This is a genomic window from Streptococcus sp. 1001283B150225_161107_H12 (assembly GCF_015552665.1).
In the GTDB taxonomy this organism is placed as follows: domain Bacteria; phylum Bacillota; class Bacilli; order Lactobacillales; family Streptococcaceae; genus Streptococcus.
The window spans coordinates 367,207-390,065 of record NZ_JADNFC010000001.1; the positions used below are offsets into that span (position 1 = coordinate 367,207).

Genomic DNA, 22,859 nt, shown 5'->3' on the forward strand with positions numbered 1-22,859 from the left:
GATTCTCAGTCCTTTTTATTACTCATTGATGCGCATAGATTTGATCTTTTCTTCTTCAGGGGTGACCCGTAGGGTTTTCTGACCGGTATAGGTTACAAAGCCAGGTTTTCCTCCGGTCGGTTTGTTGAGTTTTTTTGTTTCAATCATGTCGACTTGGACCAGATTGGACAGGCGTCCCTTAGAGAAATAGGCTGCCAGCTCAGCTGCATCGGTTTTGACCTCATCGGAAGGGTTGAGGTTACCTGTAATGACCACGTGACTACCTGGAATATCCTTAGCGTGGAACCAGAGTTCGTCTTTTTTAGCCATTTTGAAGGTCAATTCTTCGTTTTGAAGATTATTCCGGCCGACCAGAATAATGGTTTTGCCGTCTGATGCTAAGTACTTCTCTGGTTTTTTCCGTTTGTGGATTTTTTCTCGGTTGCGTCGTTTGATAAAGCCTGTTTGGATCAGCTCTTCGCGAATCTCGGCTACTTCAGAAAGGCTGGCTTGGGCCAGAGCAGTTTCGACTGTTTCAAGGTAGGAGATGGTTTCCTTGGTTTCATGGATGAGAGAGGTCAAATGTTTAACAGCTTCTTTTAGTTTCTGGTAACGCTTGAAGTAGCGTTGCGCATTTTGACTGGGGGTCAAGGCCTTATCCAAGGCAATGGTAATAGGCTGGTTGGTATAGTAGTTGTCTAAGGTGACTTGGTCTTGATCATTTGGGACTTGATGGAGGAAAGTAGTAAGCAGTTCGCCTTTTTGACGGAACTCTTCGGCATTTTCTGTCGCTGCTAGTTCGGCTTCCTGTTTGGCCAATTTTTTCCGGTTCTTTTCTAGCTCATTATCCACCTTGCGGATTAGTTCCCCAGCTTGTTGTTGGACCCGGTCGCGCTCAGCCTTGTCCAAGTAGTAGTGGTCGAGTAGATCTGATAAGGTTTCAAAGGTCTCCTCCTGGCTATCTGCATAAGCGAGAGCAGCAAAAGATTTTTTCGTTAGACGGGGATCTGTTGGAGCTTCAAAGAATGCTCGGAAGGTTTTTAATTTTTCTCCGCTTTCTAATCGACTGGCCAATTCTTGAGCAGTATCTCGACCAAGACCCTGGAAATGGGTTTGAAGGTTTTTTGGTGTCAACTCTTCTCGGTGAAGAAAGGCGAATAAGGCTTCGTCTTTAATGGTAAAGGGGTTGACCGCATCGGTTTTTGGAGGAGCTAGATAGGTCGAGCCTGGCAAAATGGTCCGGTAGCTGTTTTGAGAGAAGCCCACATGTTTGATCGCTTCGATGATTTTCCCAGTCGCCTTGTCCAGAAGAATGATATTGCTGTGCTTGCCCATGATTTCAATGATCAGGGTCACAGAGATATCATCTCCAATTTCATTTTTATTGGAGACAGCAATTTCTAAAATACGGTCATTCTCCAGTTGCTGGATCTGCTCAATGACTGCCCCTTGGAGATACTTGCGCATGACCATGATAAAGGTATTGGGGAAGGCAGGATTCTCGAAGTTGGTCTGGGTCCGTTGGATCCGTCCAAAAACAGAGTGAGAAGAAAGCAAGAGTTTTTGATTCTTGCGGTTGCTACGAATTTGTAAAACCAACTCTTGTTCAAAGGGTTGGTTAATTTTTTGGATGCGACCATTTAAGAGTTCGCTTTGTAATTCATCCACCATATGGTGTAAAAAAAATCCATCAAAAGACATGGGTTTCCTCAACATTCTAGACTAGTTCTAGTAAATTATATCAAAAAAGTGGCTGAAAACCTAGGAAGAAGAAGGACAAACATTTTGCAAAAACAACCTCACTAGGAAAAGAATTTCAGGAAATGACGAACGTTTTCAAAAAAAACATAAAAAAGTATTGACAAGGCTTACAGAAACATTTACAATGGATTCAATTAGAAAAGTAATAAATGAAAATTTATTAGAGAGCTCACGGTTGGTGGAAGTGGGTAGTGGACATTTATGAAATTGGACTAATGATGAGATGAATTTGAAACAATAAAAATTCGGTCGGCACACCTTATCGTGCAACTTGTTGCTAGACAAGACAGAGATATGGGAGGAGTTTATCTATTTTCCCATAAGTGAGGTGGCACCGCGATGACACGTCCTCACATAGCTATAGCTATGTGTGGGCGTTTTTTTTGTTTCAAAAAGAAGGGAGAAAAGAAGATGAAGAAACGATGGCGACTCAGTCTTTAACAAAGAAGCGAAAAACGAAAAAATAAATAATTGAGGTAAAAAATATGAAAAACAAACGTGTATTGGGAATGATCGGTGCTTTGCTCGCTGTTATTATGGTAGCTGTTGTTTATCCAATGCTAACCAATAAAAAGGATGCGAATAAAACAGATGGAACCAAAAAGGTAAAAGTTGGTGTCTTACAGTTAGTCAGCCACCCATCGCTAGACGAAATCTACAAGGGGATTCAAGATGGCTTGGCTGAAGAAGGGTACGACAAGGACAAGATTGAGATCGAATTCCTCAATGCGGAAGGAGACCAAAACAAGGTTGCAACCATGAGCAAACAATTGGTCCAAAACAACAATGACGTCTTGATCGGAATCGCAACCCCATCTGCTCAAGGTTTGGCTAGTGCGACTAAGGACAAACCAATCGTCATGGGTGCTATCACAGACCCAGTCGGCGCTAACTTGGTTAAAGATTTGAAAAAACCTGGTGGCAATATCACAGGAGTATCTGACCACAACCCAACGGAACAACAGTTGAAGTTAATCAAAGAGTTGACTCCAAACGTGAAAACAATCGGGGTTCTTTACTCAACCAGTGAAGATAATTCTAAAACTCAAGTAGAAGAATTTACAAAATTGGCTGAAAAAGCAGGCTACAAAGTAGTTCCTTATTCAGTCCCTTCTACAAATGAAATTGCTTCAACGGTTTCTGTCATGACTGGTAAAGTGGATGCTATCTGGGTTCCAATCGATAACACCATTGCATCAGCCTTCTCAACGGTTGTCGAAGCTAACAAAACAGCTAAAAAACCAATCTTCCCAAGTGCGACAGCCATGGTAGAAGCGGGTGGTTTAGGATCTGTGGTCGTAGACCAACATGATCTTGGCGTGGCAACTGGTAAAATGGCTGCGAAAATCTTGAAAGGTCAAAAACCAGCTGACACACCAGTTGAAATCTTCACAGATGGTAAGTCTGTCATTAACAAAAAAGTGGCAGAAGAATTAGGCATTACCATTCCAGAATCTGTCTTGAAAGAAGCTGGACAAGTCATCGAATAAAAACCAAACGAATAACAAGAATGGCAAGTGAAGGAAAACAGGCTTCACTTGTCATTTTTTGTAAAATCTGCTAAACTAGATAGTAATTGAATAGAAATCTGCAAGACTAGTACCTCAAGGGAAGTGCAACAGGGAGAAGAGCCGTGACTGAAAGCTCTTTGCATGAAAGCTGAGTGAATTCACTTGCGCAAGGATTTAGAAATTAAGGTCTGAGTTTCAGATAAAAGACGGATGGTACCGCGTGTCAACGCTCCGAATATGGGTGTGGCGCGTGGTTTTTTCTATGTCTGAGTGAAGACCATGATGGAGGAAATATGTCAACGATTGAAGAACAACTAAAAGCGCTTCGGGAAGAAACGCTGGCAGCTTTGAAGCAGATCTCTGCTGAAAACGAAAAAGAGATGCAAGAGTTACGCGTCTCTGTCCTTGGGAAAAAAGGTTCCCTTACTGAAATCCTTAAAGGGATGAAAGATGTCTCTGCTGAAATGCGTCCGGTTATCGGAAAACATGTCAATGAAGCCCGTGATGTCTTGACGGCTGCCTTTGAAGAAACAGCCAAGCTTTTGGAAGAAAAGAAAGTCCAAGCCAAATTAGCTAGTGAGAGTATCGACGTGACCCTACCTGGACGTCCGGTCGCAAGTGGTCACCGTCATGTCTTGACCCAAACCAGTGAAGAAATCGAAGATATCTTTATCGGGATGGGCTACCAAGTCGTAGATGGTTTTGAAGTCGAAAAAGACTACTATAACTTTGAACGCATGAACCTTCCAAAAGATCACCCAGCGCGGGATATGCAGGACACCTTCTACATCACAGAAGAAATCTTGCTTCGGACCCACACATCACCAGTTCAGGCGCGTGCTATGGATGCGCATGACTTTAGCAAGGGGCCTTTGAAGATGATCTCTCCAGGGCGGGTCTTCCGTCGGGATACAGATGATGCGACCCACAGCCACCAATTCCATCAGATCGAAGGTTTGGTCGTTGGGAAGAATATTTCTATGGCAGACCTTCAAGGAACGCTTCAGTTGATCGTGCAAAAGATGTTTGGTGCAGAACGCCAAATCCGTCTGCGTCCTTCTTACTTCCCATTTACAGAGCCATCTGTTGAAGTAGATGTCTCTTGCTTCAAATGTGGTGGAGCGGGATGTAATGTATGTAAGAAGACCGGTTGGATCGAAATCATGGGGGCCGGTATGGTTCACCCACGCGTGCTTGAGATGAGTGGCATTGATTCAACAGTCTATTCAGGATTCGCCTTCGGACTTGGTCAGGAGCGTGTAGCCATGCTTCGTTATGGAATCAATGATATTCGTGGCTTCTATCAAGGAGATGTTCGCTTCTCAGAACAGTTTAAATAATCATGTTAGTTAGAGTAAAAATCGACCAGGTACAGACCTTACGTGACCTAGAGGTGGAAACCTACCGGGATACCTTTGGTCCCTATATTGTTGAGAAAGATTTGGAAGATTACTTCTCTACAGTGCTCTCTTTGGAGCAAATTGAGAAGGATCTGCGAGATCCAGAATCTGAAACCTATTTTGTCCTCAATGAAGATCAAGAAATCTGTGGTTTTCTCAAGATCAACTGGGGTCAGGCGCAGACCGAGCCAGTAGAGATGGACAAGTCCTTTGAGATCCAACGGATCTATGTCAAAAAGGAATTTCATGGGGCTGGTTTTGGCAAGGAAATGTTTATCTTTGCGCTGGATCAAGCCAAGAGCCGTGGCTTTGAGTGGGCCTGGCTAGGTGTCTGGGAACGCAACTTTAAGGCGCAAGATTTTTACTATTGCTTTGGATTTGAACGATTTAGTGAACACCAGTATGTTACCGGAGATACCGTAGATACAGACTGGTTGTTGAGAAAGAAATTGACCTAGAAGGAACAAGAAACTTCTATTCTAGAGAAGGGGAGGTTATTAGACCTTCCTAAGCTAGCCTCGAGCTGGAAAACACAAAATGAAAGGATCAAAACGAGGGCCAAAGGAGATCTAGGAAAGATATCTAGATTTCTGCTTAGCCCTTGGTATCTTACATATGTTAGTTAGTTATAAATGGTTAAAAGAATTGGTGGACATTGATGTGCCATCACAAGAGTTGGCTGAAAAAATGTCAACCACAGGGATCGAAGTAGAAGGTGTGGAATCACCTGCTTCTGGTCTCTCAAAAATTGTCGTCGGAGAAGTCCTGTCTTGTGAAGATGTGCCAGAAACACACTTGCATGTCTGCCAAGTCAATGTGGGTGAAGAAGAAGCCCGTCAAATCGTCTGTGGAGCACCAAATGTGCGCGCTGGCATCAAGGTCATGGTGGCTCTTCCAGGTGCTCGTATCGCGGACAACTACAAGATCAAAAAAGGGAAAATCCGTGGTTTGGAATCTATCGGAATGATCTGCTCCCTTGGTGAATTAGGGATTTCTGACTCAGTTGTACCAAAAGAATTTGCCGATGGGATTCAAATCTTGCCTCAAGATGCCGTTCCAGGAGATGAAGTCTTCTCTTACCTAGACTTGGATGATGAAATTATCGAACTTTCCATCACTCCAAACCGTGCAGACGCTCTTTCTATGCGTGGGGTAGCGCACGAAGTAGCAGCGATTTATGACAAGGCAGTCAACTTTAAGGAATTCAGTTTAACAGAAACAGACCAAGCTGCAGCGGATGCTCTTTCTGTCAGCATCGACACAGATAAGGCACCTTACTATGCTGCTCGTATCTTGGACAATGTGACCATCGCACCAAGTCCACAATGGTTGCAAAACCTCCTCATGAATGAAGGCATCCGTCCGATCAACAATGTTGTTGACGTGACCAACTACATCCTACTTTACTTTGGTCAGCCTATGCATGCCTTTGACTTGGATACATTTGAAGGGACTGACATCCGTGTCCGTGAAGCGCTTGCGGGTGAAAAATTAGTAACCTTGGACGGGGAAGAGCGTGAGTTAGAAACAAATGACCTCGTGATTACAGTTGCGGATAAACCAGTAGCCCTTGCCGGTGTCATGGGTGGTCAGGCTACAGAAATCTCTGAAAAGTCTAGTCGTGTCGTCCTTGAAGCTGCTGTCTTCAATGGCAAATCTATCCGTAAAACTAGTGGTCGTCTCAACCTTCGTTCTGAATCATCTTCTCGCTTTGAAAAAGGCATCAATGTGGCAACCGTCAATGAAGCCCTTGATGCGGCAGCGAGCATGATTGCTGAACTTGCAGGAGCAACTGTTCGTAAAGGTATTGTTTCAGCAGGCCAGCTTGATACTTCAGATGTAGAAGTTTCTTCAACCCTTGCAGACGTCAACCGTGTCCTTGGTACAGAACTTTCTTACGCGGATGTAGAAGATGTCTTCCGTCGTCTTGGCTTTGGCCTTTCTGGAAATGCTGACAGCTTCACAGTAAGCGTTCCACGTCGTCGTTGGGATATTACCATCGAAGCGGACCTCTTTGAAGAAATTGCTCGGATTTACGGTTATGACAAATTACCAGCAACCCTTCCAAAAGATGACGGGACAGCAGGTGAATTGACAGCGACTCAAAAATTGCGTCGCCAAGTTCGGACTATTGCTGAAGGAGCAGGTTTGACTGAAATCATTACCTACGCTCTGACAACCCCTGAAAAAGCCGTTGAATTTGCTACATCGCCAAGCAATTTAACAGAGCTCATGTGGCCAATGACTGTGGATCGTTCAGTCCTCCGTCAAAATATGGTCTCAGGGATTTTGGATACTGTAGCTTATAACGTCGCTCGTAAGAACAAAGATTTGGCCCTCTACGAGATCGGAAAAGTCTTCGAGCAAACAGGTAATCCAAAAGAAGACTTGCCAAATGAAATCAACAGCTTTGCCTTTGCTTTGACTGGCTTAGTTGCTGAAAAAGACTTCCAGACTCCAGCTGTTCCAGTTGATTTCTTCTATGCTAAGGGAATCTTGGAAGCCCTCTTTGCTCGCTTGGGTCTTGAAGTGACTTATACAGCAACCTCTGAAATCGCTAGCCTCCATCCAGGACGTACAGCCTTGATTTCACTCGGGGATCAAGTTCTTGGTTTCCTCGGTCAAGTACACCCTGTGACGGCTAAGGCTTATGATATTCCAGAAACTTATGTAGCCGAGCTTAACCTTTCAGCTATCGAAGCAGCCCTTCAACCAGCTGCTCCATTTGTGGAAATTACGAAGTTCCCAGCAGTCAGCCGTGATATCGCCCTTCTCCTCAAAGAAGAAGTGACTCACCAAGAAGTGGTCGATGCCATCCAAGCTGCAGGCGTGAAACGTTTGACAGACATCAAACTCTTTGACGTTTTCTCAGGTGAAAAACTGGGTATCGGAATGAAATCTATGGCATACAGCTTGACCTTCCAAAATCCAGAAGATAGCTTGACCGACGAAGAAGTCGCTCGCTATATGGAAAAAATCCAAGCATCACTCGAAGAAAAAGTAGACGCAGAAGTGCGATAAATCGTAAAAAGATGAAACAGTTGAGAATTTCTCAGCTGTTTTTTTCTTACAGGATTTGCAAGTTATAGGCCTTGAAACCCTATAAAAATAAAGAAATTCCTTTAAGTACTCAAAATATCCATGTCAACCATCCTTCTATTTTTGACAAATATTTTTATTTTTTTGAAAAATATACTTGTCAAAAAGAAAAAGAAGTGTTACAATGATTTTAGTTGAAAGAAGGGGAGGTTTTCTTATGGATGCTATTTGGATTCTCTTTATCCCTTTTCTGGTTATTTTTTATACAAGCTCAGAAAAGAAGATAAAAAGGTTGAACAAACGCATCAAAAGATTAGAAAAACAAGTGAAAGGAAATCAAGACATGTCTAGACTTTTAGAAGAATTGAAAGGACAAACGGCCACTGTTACAGTGAGTGGTGTTGGATTCGAGTATGAAATTTTGGATATCGACGAAGATTGGGTCAAACTGACTCGTGTGAATAATAAACAACAAAGAGAGACAAAATTAGTTCGCATCGAAGATATTCAAGGTATTCAACTATAAGGGGGCGAAAGCCATGATCTTAAAAAATAGACTGAAAGAGCTGAGGGCGCGTGATGGGCTCAATCAATCCGAGCTAGCCAAGCTAGCAGGGGTCTCGCGCCAGTCCATCAGTCTCTTGGAGCGGGGGGAATACACCCCCTCGGTTATTATTGCCATCACCATCGCCCAAATTTTCAAGGAACCGGTGGAGAATGTCTTTAGTCTAGTAGAGGGAGAAGAATAAAAGTGAAAAAGAAGTTAAAAGAAAGGTCAGCCCGTTTTCGTTTTTGGAGAAACATGGCCATGATCCTTTCAGGTGTTATCGTTGGTTTTTTGACAGGTTATTTTGGTTCAGACCATCCTATTGAATTCCAAAAGCTTTTTGATCGAGATATGCTCTATATAGGGTCAATCATTTTATATCTTGTGGTTTTCGGGATTGCGTCTACCTACCTCATCTCATCGCGCCAGTCTTATCAGATGATGGAGGAGGCAGAAGATGAAGACGAAGCCTACCGTTATGAAAGCCAAACGAGAAGAATCTATGACTTGGCTACGATGTTCAAAGGCGTCATGATTGTTCCCTATCTATTAGTGATTTTCTTCTCTTGCCAAAAACTAGTCTATGAAGAAAAACTAACAGGTGCTTTTGGGAAATACACCATCCCGCTTATTTTTCTTGCTTTGCTCCTTCTTACTTTTGGGCTAGAACATCAGTTTCGAAAAACCTTCAAACAGATTTATGGAAAAGCAATCCCACGCAATGCTAGTGGGGCAGAAGTCCGTGAACTAATAATGAGCATGATAGATGAGGCAGAGAAACAAATTTGCTATGAGGAGAATTACGATATTGTCTTCAAGTTAAGCAATTATGTCTTACCGATTTCCTTGATGGTGATATTCTTAGTTGGCATTGCTTTCCAGGCAGATATCTTGTTAGCATTAGTAGTTGTATCACTGATTTATGTCTATATCTTGGTCTCTCAGTACAAGATTACCAAACGTTACTATAAAGAGTAGAGGAGTTTTCTATGTTAGAAATTAGAAATTTAGAAAAGAGCTTTGGCAAGAAGCAGGTCTTGTTCGGCATTGACTTGACTGCGAAAAAAGGATCTATCTTAGGTTTGATCGGGAAGAACGGAGCAGGGAAGACGACTATCTTCCATAGTATCCTCCGTTTCCTTGACTACAGCGGCGATATCCAATTGGATGGCAAAGCAATCAGTCAAGAAACCTACAAGGAAATTGGCTACCTGCCAGAAGAGCGGAGCCTCATGCCTAAGTTGACCATCTATGAGCAAGTCCGCTATTTGGCTGCTTTGAAAGGAATGAGCACCGCTGAGGTCAAGGAGAAACTTCCAGTTTGGATGGAAAAGCTCCAAGTAAAAGGGAAATTAACCGATAAGATTAAGAGCCTTTCAAAAGGGAATCAGCAAAAGGTTCAGTTGATCATTACCATGATCCATGAGCCAAAATTGATCATCTTGGATGAGCCGTTTAGTGGACTGGATCCTGTCAATACAGAAGTGCTCAAGCAGGTCATTTTTGAAGAAAAAGAGCGTGGTGCGACCATTATCTTCTCTGACCACGTCATGACCAATGTGGAAGAACTCTGTGATGAGTTGGTCATGATTCGTGATGGATCTGTGATTCTCTCAGGTCCCGTACAAGAAGTTCGCAATAGCTTCGGGAAGACTCGTCTCTTCGTATCCAATGACTTCAGTAAAGAGGAGTTGGAAGTGCTGCCTCACGTGACCAAGGTGACCATGACCAAGCAAGGCCTGTGGAAGTTGGTATTGGATGATGAAACAGCAGGTCCGGACCTCTTTGATCAGTTGACCAAGGGTCGCTATCTAGCAACCTTTGACCAACAAGCCCCAACCATTGATGAAATCTTTAAACTAGAATCAGGAGTAGAAGTATGAAACAGATGCTGATTGTTATCAAAGAAACTTATTTACGCCAAGTGAAATCATGGAGCTTTTTACTGATGGTGCTTACTCCCTTTCTCTTCTTCGGATTGACGATTGGAGTGAACTATTTCGTCGGATCTTCTACATCTGCGAAAAGCAACATCGCCTTGATTACAGATCAAGCTCCTGTCAAGGAAGTCTTGAAAGGGACCGATGGCTTGTCCTTTGACTATAAGGATGAAGCAGCAGCTAAGAAGGCCATGAAAGAGGAAGAAATCAAGGGAATCCTCACAGTTGAAGAAAAGGATGGCCAGCTAGAGGCTCGCTACCAGAGTGAGGATGCCATGAAGCCAGGTTTCAAAGCAATCCTTATGGCTAAATTGAGTCAGGTCCAACAAATGCTCAATGTTTCTAAAGCGGATTTAAGCCAAGAGCAGTTAGCAGCCCTTTCGCAACAGGTCTCATTGATTGAAAAAATTGATGAGAAGAAAGAAGGGCTGAAAATGGTGCAGACCGTGGTAGCTGGAGGAATCGGTTTTCTTATCTACATGATTCTGATGTTTTATTCAGGTATCACTGCTCAAGAGGTAGCCAGTGAAAAAGGGACCAAGATTATGGAAGTGGTCTTCTCAAGCATTCGCGCAACTCACTATTTCTATGCTCGCATGATTGGTCTTTTCGGAGTCATTTGTACTCATATTGGTATCTATGCAGTCGGATTGGGAGGCGTTTGGATTTTTAGAGACTCCATTCCTCTCGTGAAAGATGTTTTATCTCCAGACTCTCCTATCACCCAACATATTGGACAATCCATTTCCTTGAATACCTTATTCTTGATCATTCTTGGAATCTTCATGTACGTGGTTCTTTCAGCTTTCCTAGGTTCAACAGTTGCTCGTCCAGAAGATACAGGAAAAGCGATTTCGCCACTGATGATGTTAGTGTTCTTTAGCTTCTTTGGAGTAACCACCTTGGGTAGTGCAGGAGATGTCCTTCTGTTGAAGATTGGATCATACATTCCATTCATTTCAACCTTCTTCATGCCATTCCGTACCATCAATGGCTATGCAAGTGGACTTGAATCATGGGGATCATTCGGAATTGCCTTGGCCTTCACGCTCCTCGGCACCATGATCATTGGAAAAATCTATTCTAGCCTCATCCTACAAACAGATGATCTAGGTTTGGTCAAAACTGTTAAAAAAGCTTTAAGCTATCGTTAAAAGAGACACCTTCAGTGGATACTGGAGGTGTTTTTGCTTTGTGAAATCATTGCTGTTTGGTCTTCGTTCCTTTATAATGAAGGAAGAATAAAAAGGAGGCGGACATGAACTATATTGAGTTTTCTGAAAATGAGCGTCTGTCCACGATTGTCCTTGGGATGATGCGGATTAGTGAGATGAGTGAAGATGAAGTGGAGGCCTTGGTGGAGGCGGCCTTGTCGATTGGGATTAACACCTTTGACTTAGCGGATATCTATGGCGATGGCCAGTGTGAGATCCTGCTGGGGAAGGTTCTCAAGCGCCGTCCGGATCTTCGGGATCAGATGTGGATCCAGTCTAAGTGTGGGATTCGCAAAGACGGCTTTACCTATTTTGATTTTTCTAAGGACTATATTTTGGACTCCGTCAATGGCATCCTCGAGCGTTTGCAGATTGAGCGATTAGATAGTCTCCTCCTTCACCGACCGGATGCCCTCATGGAGCCGGAAGAAGTGGCAGCAGCTTTTGATCACTTGGAGCAAGCGGGTAAGGTCCGTCATTTTGGGGTGTCCAATCAAAATCCTATGATGGTAGAATTGCTCAAAACGGCCGTCAAACAACCGCTCAAGGTCAACCAGTTGCAGTTGAGTGCTGCCTTTACGCCCAGCTTTGAAGCTGGTTTTCATGTCAATATGGAAGGGCCAAAAGCAGCTGTGCGAGATGGTAGTGTCTTTGAGTATTGTCGCTTAACCGATACGGTGATTCAAGCCTGGTCTGTCCTCCAGCATGGCTATTTCAAGGGGAATTTTGTGGGCAAAGAAGAGTTTGCGGCACTCAATCACGTCCTCAATGACTTGGCGAAGAAATACCAGGTCACTCCGACAGCTATCGCCCTTGCTTGGGTCCTCCGCTATCCGGGTAAGATGCAGGCTGTCATCGGAACGACCAAACCCCAACATGTCCTTGAAGCGGGGAAAGCAGCAAGAATGACCCTAACCCGCAAGGAATGGTACCAAATCTACCTGGCTGCAGGTAATGATTTACCTTAGAATCTTGTTAGTAAACCAGACTCCATTCCTATCAGTGGGCTGGTTTTTTTGTTTTTTGTTTTACAGATTTTTCTTGACAAGTCTTTCTTTTTTATGGTATTCTTTATGCAACATATGTTGCGTAACAATTGTTGCGCGAAAGGAGTCTTATGCCACCCAAGGTTAAATTTAGTAAAGAGACTATGATTGGGACAGCTCTACAATTGGTGAGAGAAGAGGGCCTGGCTAGTTTGACGGCTCGAGCATTAGCAGAGAAATTGGGAGCCACACCAAGGGTCATTTTTGGGCAATTTGCAAATATGGCTGAGTTACAAGCAGAGGTTATTGTTGCTGCGGAAATGGTAGTGGTGGAGTATATTCGCAAGGCCCTAGATGATGAGAAGCCCTTCCGTTCTGTCGGGATTGCTTATATCCTGTTCGCCTCAAAAGAGCCCCAACTCTTTCAATTGCTTTTCCAAAATCCTAGCAAAGATCCGATTCGTCGCTTTCAAGATTTTCTTCCCATGAAGGATCATAGCTACCAATTGGTTCTGGAATCGATTGTCGCAGACTATCCATTGACGTTAGAGGAGGCTAGTCGTTTGTACCAGCATTTATTTATCTACTCACACGGGATGGCCTCTATGGTTGCTTCTGGCATTTATCAATTCAGCATGGAAGAAGTGATTGGTTTATTGACAGAAGTTTGTCAATCTCTCATCAAAGAAATGGTAGGAAAGAAATGATTCATCTAGAAAATGTTCACAAAAGTTATGGCCAAACAAAGGTCTTAAAAGGGATTGATTTGCAGATTCAAGACCAGGATGATGTGGTTATCCTAGGTCCTTCTGGATCAGGAAAGTCCACTCTCTTAAACGTATTATCCGGATTAGAAAAGATAGACGAGGGGCATATCCTCATTCAAGGGCAGGATTTGTCTCAACTCACGGATGCTCAATTGACAGCCTTTAGACGTGAGAAGATTGCCTTTATTTTCCAGCAGTATTATTTATTACCGAATCTCACGGTCAGACAGAATGTTAAGATGGGAGCTGATCTGGCAAACAATCATGATTTTTTGCAGATCATCGAAGATTTGGGCCTTGGCGATAAGCTGGACAAGTATCCAAGTGAATTGTCTGGTGGGGAACAGCAGAGAGTCTCCATTGCTCGTGCCTTAGCCAAAAAGCCAGAGATTCTTTTCTTAGATGAGCCGACGGGGGCCCTGGATGAAGAAACAGGGCGCAAGATTCTCGACTATATCTGGAAGTTGAAGGAAAAGCTGGGCTTTACCCTCATTATGGTGACGCACAACCAAAATATTGCGGATATGGCCAGAACCATCATTCACGTCAATAGTGGCAAGATTACGCAAGTTGTGATCAACGATCAGCCTCAGACTGCCTATGAGATTGGATGGTAAGCCATGTTTTCAGTAAAAGATATTCGAAAATTAGTTGTCGTCAGTATCATTGGAGCCTGTGCGGTCTTTGTGGCCAATCTCTTCTTGAATTTTTACCTGGATATCGAGCAGTTGGAGATTTCTAAAACCAATCCGATGATTACGACCTACTATGATGCCCAGGTTTCACTATCTTGGATGGTGGCCATGGTCAGTGGGGTCGTCTTGTCCTTGACGTCGATCCTTCTCATGTGTTTTTATATCAAACAATTTGTCGATGACCACAAGGAACAATTAGGAATTTTAAAGGCTTTGGGCTACAGCAATGGCCAGTTGGCGAAACGATTTTGGGCTTTTGGACTCAGTTTTGGAGTTGGAGCGCTTCTTGGCTATTTCGCTTCTTTTCTAATGATGGGACATTTTTATGACTTTCGCAATGAGAAGGGGATTCTGCCAGACATTACCATTCATTTTCATTGGCAGCTCTTGGTCGCTTTGGTGATCCTTCCAACAGCATTTTTTATGCTTCTCGCGATTGGCTATGCTAGAAGACAATTACAAACACCGGCACTTCGCTTATTGAAAAAATCTCCAACACCGATTAAGGTCAAAAGGAGAAAAAGGGATCCTAAGAAAGAGAAATCCTTCCTAAAAGAGATGTCTTCGTCGCTGATTTGGGGGAGAAAATCGATCTTGTTTTTTGTGGTCTTTGGCTCCATGTGTTTCGCGGCCATGGTTCAATTGTCTTTTGGTCTAAGGGACTATACAGATGACATCATCCAAACGATGATGATTATGATTGGTTTGATCCTTTCTTTCTCGATTCTCTTTTTGTCATTGGGGATTGTGGTCTCAGAAAGTCGCGAAACCTTGGCCTTGATGAAAGCTTTTGGCTACACCGATCGTGAATGCCAAAGTCATATTCTCGCTCCCTATCGTTTCTGGGCCTATCTAGGATTTGCCCTTGGGACGGCTTATCAATATGGCATCATGGAAATCTTGATTGGTGTGATCAAAGACACCGTTCCTGAAAAGATTGAGCACAACTTTGACTGGAATGTGTGCTTTTGGACCTTGCTCGGTTTTGCGGTGATTTATGAAAGCCTCTTTTATCTATCCAACAGAAAACTCCAAAAACAAACCATCAAAGAAGTGCTCTTAGCTGAATAAATAGAAAAGAGAGTGGGACAGAAATTGGTAATTCGTTAGAATTTGATTTCGTCGTCCCACCTCCGCATAGTTGAGTAGGGCTGTAAAAGCTGATGAAATCAGCGTAGTAGAGCCCACTCAACCACTGCGTCTTGCTCGACAATCTAAAGACAATTGAGAGGCCAGGACTTTTGTCCCAGCCTTTTTCTTGTAGAATCATTGACAGGGAGAGGCTTTTCCGCTATTCTAGGGGAATAAAAGAAATGAAAGAGAGACAGCATGAAACGGAGTTATTGGCAGGACCTGAAAGGGGCCTTTTACTTAATCTGGCGCAATAAATGGTCCTTTATCTCTGTGGGGATTCTTTTGCAGTTTGTGGTTGGTATAGGAGCTGCGGCCTTGAGTTGGGTCTTTCAACTGGCCCTCCTCTTATCGGGTGAGTCCAACATTGACAAGAACAATATCCTCACGACCTTGACCAATCCATTGAGTCTAGTGGCTTTGATCCTCTTTGCCATCGTCTTCGCCTTTCTCTTTATGCTGGAGATGCGGACCATGATCGCCCTGATCTATCTGTCTCGTACGGATCAGCACCTGTCTTTTAAAAAGGTCTTTCGCCAGTCTTTTGGTCGCTTAAAGGATTTTAGCGGTTGGAATCTGTTGCATTTTCTCTTTTATATGGTTCTGACCTTACCCGTAGCGGGTCTCTTCATTGGCTCCACTCTGACGGACGGTCTCTATATTCCAAACTTTATCACAGGGGAGTTTAGCAAGACGATCGCTGGGGCCATCGGTCTCTTCATAGTTCAATTGCTTCTGATCTATCTCAATCTGCGTCTCATCTATACGGTACCCAATATCGTGATTGAAGAGTTGCCTTTTGGGGCTGCCATGCGCAAGAGTTGGGAGATAACTAAAAAAGGTGGGATTCGCCTTATCCTGCGGATCTTCTCCTTTGAGTTTATCCTTTCTGTTACGGGTATTCTCTTGATCCTTGGTCTGGTCTTTGCGTCTAGTCAGTTGGACAAAACGGGCCAGCATATCTGGGTGCAGACCATCTTTCTGGTCTTGATCCGCCTCTACATTTTCCTCTTTTCTGTCATGTCTAAACTGGGAACCTTGGGAATCATCCTGGACAATGGCTGGGAGGCTCCGAGTCGCTCGGTCATCAAGACTCGAGGCTCTCGCAAGATGAAGGGGCTCTTTGTCCTGACCTTTCTTTTCCTCTTGGCTCAGTCAGGGATGGCCGCATATGACTTAGCGACCTTAGAGGTCAATGACCAGGTAAAAATCGTAGCCCATCGTGGCTATGTGGCCAAGGGTGTAGAAAATTCTCTCGAAGCACTCGAGGTGGCTGCCAAGGAGAAGGCTTCTTATGTCGAAATGGATATCCTCTTGACCAAGGACAATCAATTCGTCGTCATGCATGATTACAATCTCAAACGCTTGGCTGGAGTTGACAAGGATGTCAAAGATATGACCCTAGCTGAGGTGCAGGGATTGAAGATCCAGCAAGATGGTCATACCAGTCATATCCCATCCTTTGAGGAGTTTGTCACACGGGCCAAGGAGCTGCAGATGCCGCTTTTGGTCGAGCTCAAGCCTCACGGTGCAGAACCGGAAAACTACGTGGATCTCTTCGTCCAAAAGATGAAGGAGTTGGGAGTTGATAAGGACTATCCAGCCATGTCCTTGGATCTGAATCTGATGCTGGCTATTGAGAAAAAGGCTCCAGAAATCAAAACTGGCTATGTCATCCCCATTCAGTTTGGACAGTTTGAGAACTATGCGGTCGACTTCTTTGCGATCGAAGACTTTTCTTATCAGGAGGATTTGGTAACTCAGGCCCATGAGATGAAAAAAGAGCTCTATGTCTGGACCATCAATGACGAAGAAAAGTTAACGGCCTATCTTCAACGGCCGATCGATGGGATCATCACGGATGAAGTCGCAGAGGCACAAAGATTGAAGAAAAACCTGAAGAAGAACAAGACCTACTTTGATCGCTTCTTGAGCTTAGTATCTCTCAGTACTAGTGAATAGAAATACAGTTTAAATAGAACTCTAGCAAATTGGCCTTCAAGATTGTCAAATCGGAATATTCTGTGGAGAGGATGATTAAATGTTTGATTTTTCTCCCATATTCCTCTATACTAAATAGTATGAATAATGAAAGTCGTCCCTACAGTAACGCTGTCAGGGCGCTTTCTCTTTCTATAGCTTTCTTTTGTAGGTGCAATCCTTTCAGACCAAGGGACTGTTTCTTTGTTCGGAAATGGACGTCTTGCTAAAGAAAACTTTACTAACTAGTATTTTAGGAGGTATCTATGCTTCAGTCATTGATTGCTGAAATCAAGGAATATAAGAAACCCTCAATTTTAGCCTCACTCTATATGGTCTTTGAGGTCATGTTTGAGATTTCTATTCCATTCATTATGGCGACGCTTCTGGACAAGGGGGTTCAGAAGGGGGATATGACCACTGTTCTCACCTATGGTCTCCTCATGTTGGTCTTCGCCTTTCTCTCTCTTTTCTGTGGGATGCAGTCGGCTCGCTACGGGGCTTTTGCATCAGCAGGATTTGCCAAGAATCTACGGAAGGCAATCTTCAAGAAGATCCAAACCTTCTCCTTCGAAAACATCGATAGTTTCTCCTCAGGTGGTCTGGTAACCCGGATGATGACGGATGTGACCAATGTACAGAACTCCTATCAGATGGTCATCCGGATCTGTGTCCGTGCACCGCTCAACTTGATCTTTGCCATTGTTGCCAGCTACTTGATCAATCCGCAGATGGCCATGATTTTTGTAGGGATTACTATCTTCTTGGGTCTGGTCTTGAGTGTGATCACTAAGATCGTCTATCCACTCTTTACCAAGGTCTTTGACGCCTATGATAACTTGAACAACAGCATCCAGGAAAACATCACCAACATGCGCGTGGTCAAGTCCTATGTCAAGGAAGAAGAAGAGACTGTCAAGTTTAAGAAAGCTTCTCGCTTGATCTACAACATGTTCATGAAGGCTATTCGCATCGTGATTTTGAGTAGTCCAGCCATGATGCTCTCCTTGTATGCTTCCTTTATCTTGATCTCTTGGATCGGGGCGCAACTCATCGTGGGTGGAAGCTTTACCACTGGTGAGCTGACGTCTATGTTTGCCTATGTCATGACCATCCTTATGTCCCTCATGATGTTTATGATGATCTTCGTCATGCTCTCGATCTCTATGGCATCTGTAGAGCGGATCAATGAGGTCCTTGGGACAGAGTCAACCATCGTCTCTCCGGAGAATGGTCTGACAGAAGTAGCAGATGGATCGATTACCTTCGACCATGTGGACTTTGCCTACACGGACGAAAATGGCGATAAGGCCCACGTCTTGTCCGATATCAACCTCAGCATTCGCTCGGGTGAAGTGATCGGGATCCTTGGGGGGACTGGTTCTGGTAAGTCTAGTCTGGTCCAGCTCATCCCTCGTCTCTATGATGTGGAGTCTGGTAGTGTCAAGGTAGCTGGTCAGGATGTGCGAAACTATGATCTAGACCATTTGCGCAAGCAAGTTGCCATGGTGCTTCAGACCAATGTTCTCTTTTCCGGTACCATCAAGGAAAATATGCGCTGGGGGAATAAGAACGCGACGGATGAAGAAATCATAGAAGCTTGTAAGATTGCTCAAGCGGATGAATTTATCCAGAACTTTAAGGATGGCTATGATACCATGATCGAACGTGGTGGAGCCAATGTCTCAGGTGGTCAGCGCCAACGTCTCTGTATCGCCCGCGCTCTCTTGATGAATCCGAAGATCTTGATCTTGGATGATTCGACCTCAGCTGTCGATACCAAAACGGATAGTCTGATCCGTCAAGGTCTAGCAACTAGTCTCAAGGACACGACCAAAATCATCATTGGCCAACGGATCTCTTCTATCCAAGATGCAGATCGAATCGTGGTCATGAATGATGGTAAGATCGATGCGATCGGTAGTCACCAAGAACTGATCGAGAGCAATGCCATCTACCGTGAAGTCTATGACATGCAAACCCAAGGGAAAGGAGGACAAGCAGATGAAGAATAAGAAAAAAGCTGGATGGGGCTCTCTCGTACGCTTGCTAGACTATATGTGGAAACAGTATAAGTTCGTCCTTCTTTTAGCAGCTGCCCTCATCGTAACAGCCTCCCTCTCTACGGTCTATATCACGTCCTCTATCCGGGCCTTGGTGGACCAATACATCCAACCCATGTTGGATTCAGGAAGCAAGGATTTTGGACCCCTCTTAACTTTCTTATCGACACTGGCTGTGATTGGAGTGGTGGGAGTTTTGGCCAACTATGGTTTCTCCCTCATTATGTCGACAGTTTCTCAGGATACACTGCGCTCTCTACGGAACCAGCTCTTTGCTCGTATGCAGAAGCTCCCTGTCAAGTACTTTGATACCCACCAGCACGGAGACATCATGTCTATCTATACCAATGATATTGACGCTCTTCGCCAAGCAATCGAGCAGTCTATCCCGCAGCTCCTGCAGTCTGCCATCACCATCATCGGTGTAGCCGTCAGCATGATCATGATCAGCCCTCTCCTTTTCCTTCTCGTTCTTTCGATGGTCGGAGTCATGGCCTATGTCATCAAGGAGATCTCTGGTAAGTCTGGTCGCTATTTCGCCGACCAACAAAAGAATCTAGGGATCGAAAATGGCTTTATCGAAGAGATGATGGCTGGTCAAAAGGTAGTCAAAGCCTTTGTCCACGAAGAGGAAAGCATAGAAGCCTTTGAGCGGATCAATGACCAACTCTTTGAATCATCTTATCAAGCCAACCGCTATGCTAATGTCTTGATGCCTGTCTTGGGGAACCTGGGAAATGTCTCCTTCGTTTTGACTTCATTGGTCGGAGGGATCTTCGCTTTGAACGGCATTAGTGGCCTCACCATTGGTGGCCTCATGGCCTTCCTCCAGCTCAACCGTTCCTTCAACGGACCGATCACCCAAGTATCGCAACAGTTGAACTTTGTCCTCATGGCACTTGCTGGGGGAGATCGGATCTTTGATCTCTTGGATGAAGAAGTCGAAGTGGATGAAGGGAAAGTGACCTTGGTCAACTATGAAGAAGTCGATGGCCGCATGGTCATCACTGATAAGAAGACCAACCTCTGGGCATGGAAACACCCTCGGGAAAATGGTGACTATGAACTGGTCAAACTGGTCGGAAATGTCGTCTTTACCAATGTAGACTTCTCTTACAATGAGAAGAACCAAATCCTCTACGATATCAATCTTTACGCAGACAAGGGACAAAAGGTGGCCTTTGTCGGCGCGACAGGAGCAGGAAAGACCACCATTACCAACTTGATCAACCGTTTCTACGATATCCAATCAGGATCTATCACCTATGATGGGATCGATGTGAAGCTGATCGAGAAGGCTTCACTCCGTCGCTCGCTAGGGATCGTCTTGCAGGATACCCATCTCTTCACTGGAACCATCGCAGAAAATATCGCCTATGGTCGATCAGATGCGACCCGGGAGGAAATCCTGGAAGCAGCCTGCATTGCCAATGTAGACTCCTTCGTCAAACATTTGGACCAAGGCTACGATACCGTCTTGAGTGATGATGGAGCCGGTCTATCCAACGGTCAACGTCAGCTAATCGCCATTGCGCGTGCTGCCTTGGCCAATGCGCCAGTCTTGATCCTTGATGAAGCGACTTCGTCGATCGACTCACGGACAGAGAGGATGGTCCAAGAGGGGATGGATCGCCTGATGGCAGGACGGACTGTCTTTGTCATCGCCCACCGTCTCTCAACCATCGTCAACTCGGACGTGATCATGGTCATGGAAAAGGGACGCATCATCGAGCGAGGCAACCACGCTTCCTTGATGGCAGAACGTGGGACTTATTACCGCCTCTATACCGGTGGTCTCGAAATTGATTAACACAAAAAAGTCTGAGCTGGTCTCAGACTTTTTTTCGTGGGAGCGAATCTTTTTACGAATGATATAAGTGAGGGAGGAGTTGGTTCTCCCTTATTAAGAATGTAAAAGGAGGAAAAAGATGCGCAAACGCCATCCCCATATTTCACCCACTCTGGACCTAATTGCAAAGAAAATTTTTAGTCTTCCAGATGTCACTGCAAAATTTATCCAAGAGGTCTTGGATTTACCCATCCGCTCGGTAGAAATCCTAGAAGGCAATCAAATCCATGAACAAGGTTTCCTAGGAGATTACCCATTTGAAACTTCTGTAGATGTGCGGGCCAAATTGGATACAGGCCTAGAAGTTATTATTGAGATTCAAGTCATGAAGCAGGAGTACTTTGTCAATCGTTTTTATTATTATTTGGCCAACCAGTTGATTGAAAATGTCCGAAAGAAACGGAAGAAAGGCCAAACTCATCAGATGTACGAGGATCTGGTTCCAGTCTATGGGATTGCGATTTTGGAGAAAAGTATTTTCCCTGATGAGGCTTCTCCTGTCAATGTGTATGAAGTGCGCCATGCTATCCATGGTGGACCCCTACTGGCGAATAGCAAGGGGAATCCGCGTCATAATCTATTGCGACTTGCCTTTTTAGAATTGGACAAGTATAATGAAAGTAGAGGGACGCAAGTGAGTGATCCATTGCAACAATGGCTAGAATTCTTCGGGAATCATCCCTTTAGCCATCAACCAGATCAGGTGATCGAACAAGCAGAGTCGCTCTTAATCCCATCCAATTGGACCAAGGAGGAAAAAGACATGATAGATGAACGCATCCGCCTCAGAGAAAACTGGAATATGTGTATGGAAACCTTGCTCAAAGAAACCAAGGAAGAAGCTGGCAAGATTGCATTAGAACAAGGTTTAGAACAAGGCCTGGAACAAGGACGAGCCCAGGGGTTAGAAGAAGGTCTAGAACAAGGAAGAGAAGAGGCTTCTCTTCGTATTGCCCAAGAGCTCTTGGCCAATGGCTTTAGCACTGAGGACATCCAGCAGTACACCGATTTAAGTGAAGATCAGATAGAACAGTTAAAAGCCTCCCTTTGATAGATAGAGCGGAGAGAAAAAACGGGCCAGTTGGTCCGCTTTTTTATGACTTCACTCATTTCCATGGTATAATGGGAGGACTATTCATAGAGAAGATCAAAAGGAGACACGAGTGGATCAAAAACATCACTGCCAAGTCCTATGGGCGAAAAATAAATACCTGGTGCTGAGTCGTTCCAGTAATCTCTACAAGGAAATCCGGGAATACCTCAAGCAAGACCAGGTGGAGGTCAGCCATGTCGAGGACCTTATCCAGCAAGCACTGGCCTTGCCGGAAAATCGTGGTCAGGTCTCCAATGCCTTCCAGCATATCTGGGGCTATTTCAAAAAGCAGTCGACTGCAGAGGAAAAGGCGGACTTTATGTTGCTACTTGAGAAGTACCAGCATGGCCAAGCCCAGCAAGAAGATCTGATCAAGGGAATCCAGACTCTCCTTGAGCGCTACCCTAATCGCTACTTACAAGACTCGACGCTACTAGGAGGTCAATAGATGAGACTCTGGCACCAAGACTTGATTCCCAAACTCCCTCGTCCCCAGCTCCTAGGCCAACACCGGGAATGCTGCGCCCTAAGGGGTAATGGCTGGGGCAAGAAACACGCTACGGTCAACTATGTCTTTGACTACTCACCTTATCGCCTCTATGCCTATCACCGCATGATCATGGAGGAGATGACGGCTCGTGGCTACAAGGTCAGCCCAGAGTGGTGGGAGCCGACCTATCGAGGCAAGACCTGCCCAGCTTATTCAGAATTAGAAGAGGAAGGCTTGAACACCCCCATCTATCCCGAGCACCAGGCTACTTACCTCCAAGAATGCCTGGAGAATCTAGCAGAAAAAGGAATCCAACTAGATTAATCATTGATTAAGTAAAAATGTAAGCTAAACCATTCGTAATCAATTATTACGAATGGTTTTCAGTATCTAAAATATGATAAAATAGAAAGG

At 44.4% G+C, this 22,859-nt stretch carries 20 protein-coding genes and 1 other annotated feature; of the genes, 19 read left to right on the forward strand and 1 reads right to left on the reverse strand.

The features are described 5' to 3' along the window. Nucleotides 1-18: 18 nt before the first annotated feature. Nucleotides 19-1,680 (reverse strand): Rqc2 family fibronectin-binding protein, encoded by a 1,662-nt coding sequence (locus tag I2C87_RS01655; RefSeq protein ID WP_195323743.1) that lies wholly within the window; start codon nt 1,678-1,680, stop codon nt 19-21. Nucleotides 1,681-1,860: 180 nt separating this feature from the next. Beyond that, nucleotides 1,861-2,095, forward strand: a binding site (T-box leader). 130 nt (nt 2,096-2,225) lie between these two features. Here I2C87_RS01655 and trpX point away from each other — a divergent pair. The 19 genes from trpX (at nt 2,226) to I2C87_RS01750 (ending at nt 22,769) form a co-directional block, all read left to right on the forward strand. Continuing rightward, the gene (trpX, locus tag I2C87_RS01660; protein WP_195323744.1) at nt 2,226-3,230 is read left to right on the forward strand and encodes a tryptophan ABC transporter substrate-binding protein; all 1,005 of its coding nucleotides are present in this window, start codon (nt 2,226-2,228) and stop codon (nt 3,228-3,230) included. Between the two features lie 314 nt (nt 3,231-3,544). Continuing rightward, nucleotides 3,545-4,591 carry a phenylalanine--tRNA ligase subunit alpha gene (gene pheS / locus I2C87_RS01665; protein ID WP_048789200.1) on the forward strand — a complete coding sequence of 349 codons (1,047 nt, stop codon included), beginning with the start codon at nt 3,545-3,547 and terminating at the stop codon, nt 4,589-4,591. Between the two features lie 2 nt (nt 4,592-4,593). Continuing rightward, nucleotides 4,594-5,109 (forward strand): GNAT family N-acetyltransferase, encoded by a 516-nt coding sequence (locus tag I2C87_RS01670; RefSeq protein WP_195323745.1) that lies wholly within the window; start codon nt 4,594-4,596, stop codon nt 5,107-5,109. Between the two features lie 157 nt (nt 5,110-5,266). Further along, the gene (gene pheT / locus I2C87_RS01675; protein WP_195323746.1) at nt 5,267-7,672 is read left to right on the forward strand and encodes a phenylalanine--tRNA ligase subunit beta; all 2,406 of its coding nucleotides are present in this window, start codon (nt 5,267-5,269) and stop codon (nt 7,670-7,672) included. 235 nt (nt 7,673-7,907) lie between these two features. Next, entirely contained in the window at nt 7,908-8,216 is a 309-nt protein-coding gene (locus I2C87_RS01680; RefSeq protein WP_195323939.1) for a hypothetical protein, read from the forward strand. Between the two features lie 13 nt (nt 8,217-8,229). Further along, nucleotides 8,230-8,439, forward strand: coding sequence for a helix-turn-helix transcriptional regulator (locus I2C87_RS01685; protein ID WP_003002675.1), 210 nt, complete (start codon nt 8,230-8,232; stop codon nt 8,437-8,439). A gap of 53 nt (nt 8,440-8,492) precedes the next feature. Further along, entirely contained in the window at nt 8,493-9,215 is a 723-nt protein-coding gene (locus tag I2C87_RS01690) for a DUF3169 family protein (protein WP_195323747.1), read from the forward strand. 11 nt (nt 9,216-9,226) lie between these two features. After that, nucleotides 9,227-10,120: an ABC transporter ATP-binding protein gene (locus tag I2C87_RS01695; protein WP_195323748.1), complete on the forward strand. Its 894-nt coding sequence runs from the start codon at nt 9,227-9,229 to the stop codon at nt 10,118-10,120. Further along, the gene (locus tag I2C87_RS01700) at nt 10,117-11,331 is read left to right on the forward strand and encodes an ABC transporter permease (protein WP_195323749.1); all 1,215 of its coding nucleotides are present in this window, start codon (nt 10,117-10,119) and stop codon (nt 11,329-11,331) included. Before I2C87_RS01695 ends, I2C87_RS01700 begins: the two co-directional genes overlap by 4 nt. A 104-nt stretch (nt 11,332-11,435) precedes the next feature. Continuing rightward, nucleotides 11,436-12,359 (forward strand): aldo/keto reductase, encoded by a 924-nt coding sequence (locus I2C87_RS01705; RefSeq protein ID WP_195323750.1) that lies wholly within the window; start codon nt 11,436-11,438, stop codon nt 12,357-12,359. A 149-nt stretch (nt 12,360-12,508) separates the two neighbouring features. Next, a complete protein-coding gene (locus I2C87_RS01710) occupies nt 12,509-13,084 on the forward strand; it encodes a TetR/AcrR family transcriptional regulator (protein ID WP_195323751.1) in 576 nt (191 codons plus the stop codon). Continuing rightward, a complete protein-coding gene (locus I2C87_RS01715) occupies nt 13,081-13,761 on the forward strand; it encodes an ABC transporter ATP-binding protein (protein WP_195323752.1) in 681 nt (226 codons plus the stop codon). The genes I2C87_RS01710 and I2C87_RS01715 overlap by 4 nt, the downstream gene beginning before the upstream one ends. Nucleotides 13,762-13,764: 3 nt before the next feature. Beyond that, on the forward strand, nt 13,765-14,910 hold the full coding sequence (locus I2C87_RS01720) for an FtsX-like permease family protein (RefSeq protein WP_195323753.1): 1,146 nt from the start codon (nt 13,765-13,767) through the stop codon (nt 14,908-14,910). 258 nt (nt 14,911-15,168) lie between these two features. Continuing rightward, a complete protein-coding gene (locus I2C87_RS01725) occupies nt 15,169-16,932 on the forward strand; it encodes a glycerophosphoryl diester phosphodiesterase membrane domain-containing protein (RefSeq protein ID WP_195323754.1) in 1,764 nt (587 codons plus the stop codon). A 284-nt stretch (nt 16,933-17,216) separates the two neighbouring features. Then, nucleotides 17,217-18,965 carry an ABC transporter ATP-binding protein gene (locus I2C87_RS01730; RefSeq protein ID WP_195323755.1) on the forward strand — a complete coding sequence of 583 codons (1,749 nt, stop codon included), beginning with the start codon at nt 17,217-17,219 and terminating at the stop codon, nt 18,963-18,965. Next, nucleotides 18,955-20,823 carry an ABC transporter ATP-binding protein gene (locus I2C87_RS01735; RefSeq protein WP_195323756.1) on the forward strand — a complete coding sequence of 623 codons (1,869 nt, stop codon included), beginning with the start codon at nt 18,955-18,957 and terminating at the stop codon, nt 20,821-20,823. Before I2C87_RS01730 ends, I2C87_RS01735 begins: the two co-directional genes overlap by 11 nt. Before the next feature lie 118 nt (nt 20,824-20,941). Further along, entirely contained in the window at nt 20,942-21,913 is a 972-nt protein-coding gene (locus tag I2C87_RS01740; RefSeq protein WP_195323757.1) for an Rpn family recombination-promoting nuclease/putative transposase, read from the forward strand. A gap of 112 nt (nt 21,914-22,025) precedes the next feature. After that, nucleotides 22,026-22,403, forward strand: a complete 378-nt coding sequence (locus tag I2C87_RS01745; protein ID WP_195323758.1) for a YbgA family protein — start codon at nt 22,026-22,028, stop codon at nt 22,401-22,403. Beyond that, nucleotides 22,404-22,769: a TIGR02328 family protein gene (locus tag I2C87_RS01750; RefSeq protein WP_195323759.1), complete on the forward strand. Its 366-nt coding sequence runs from the start codon at nt 22,404-22,406 to the stop codon at nt 22,767-22,769. It abuts the gene before it with no gap. The last annotated feature ends 90 nt before the right edge of the window (nt 22,770-22,859 follow it).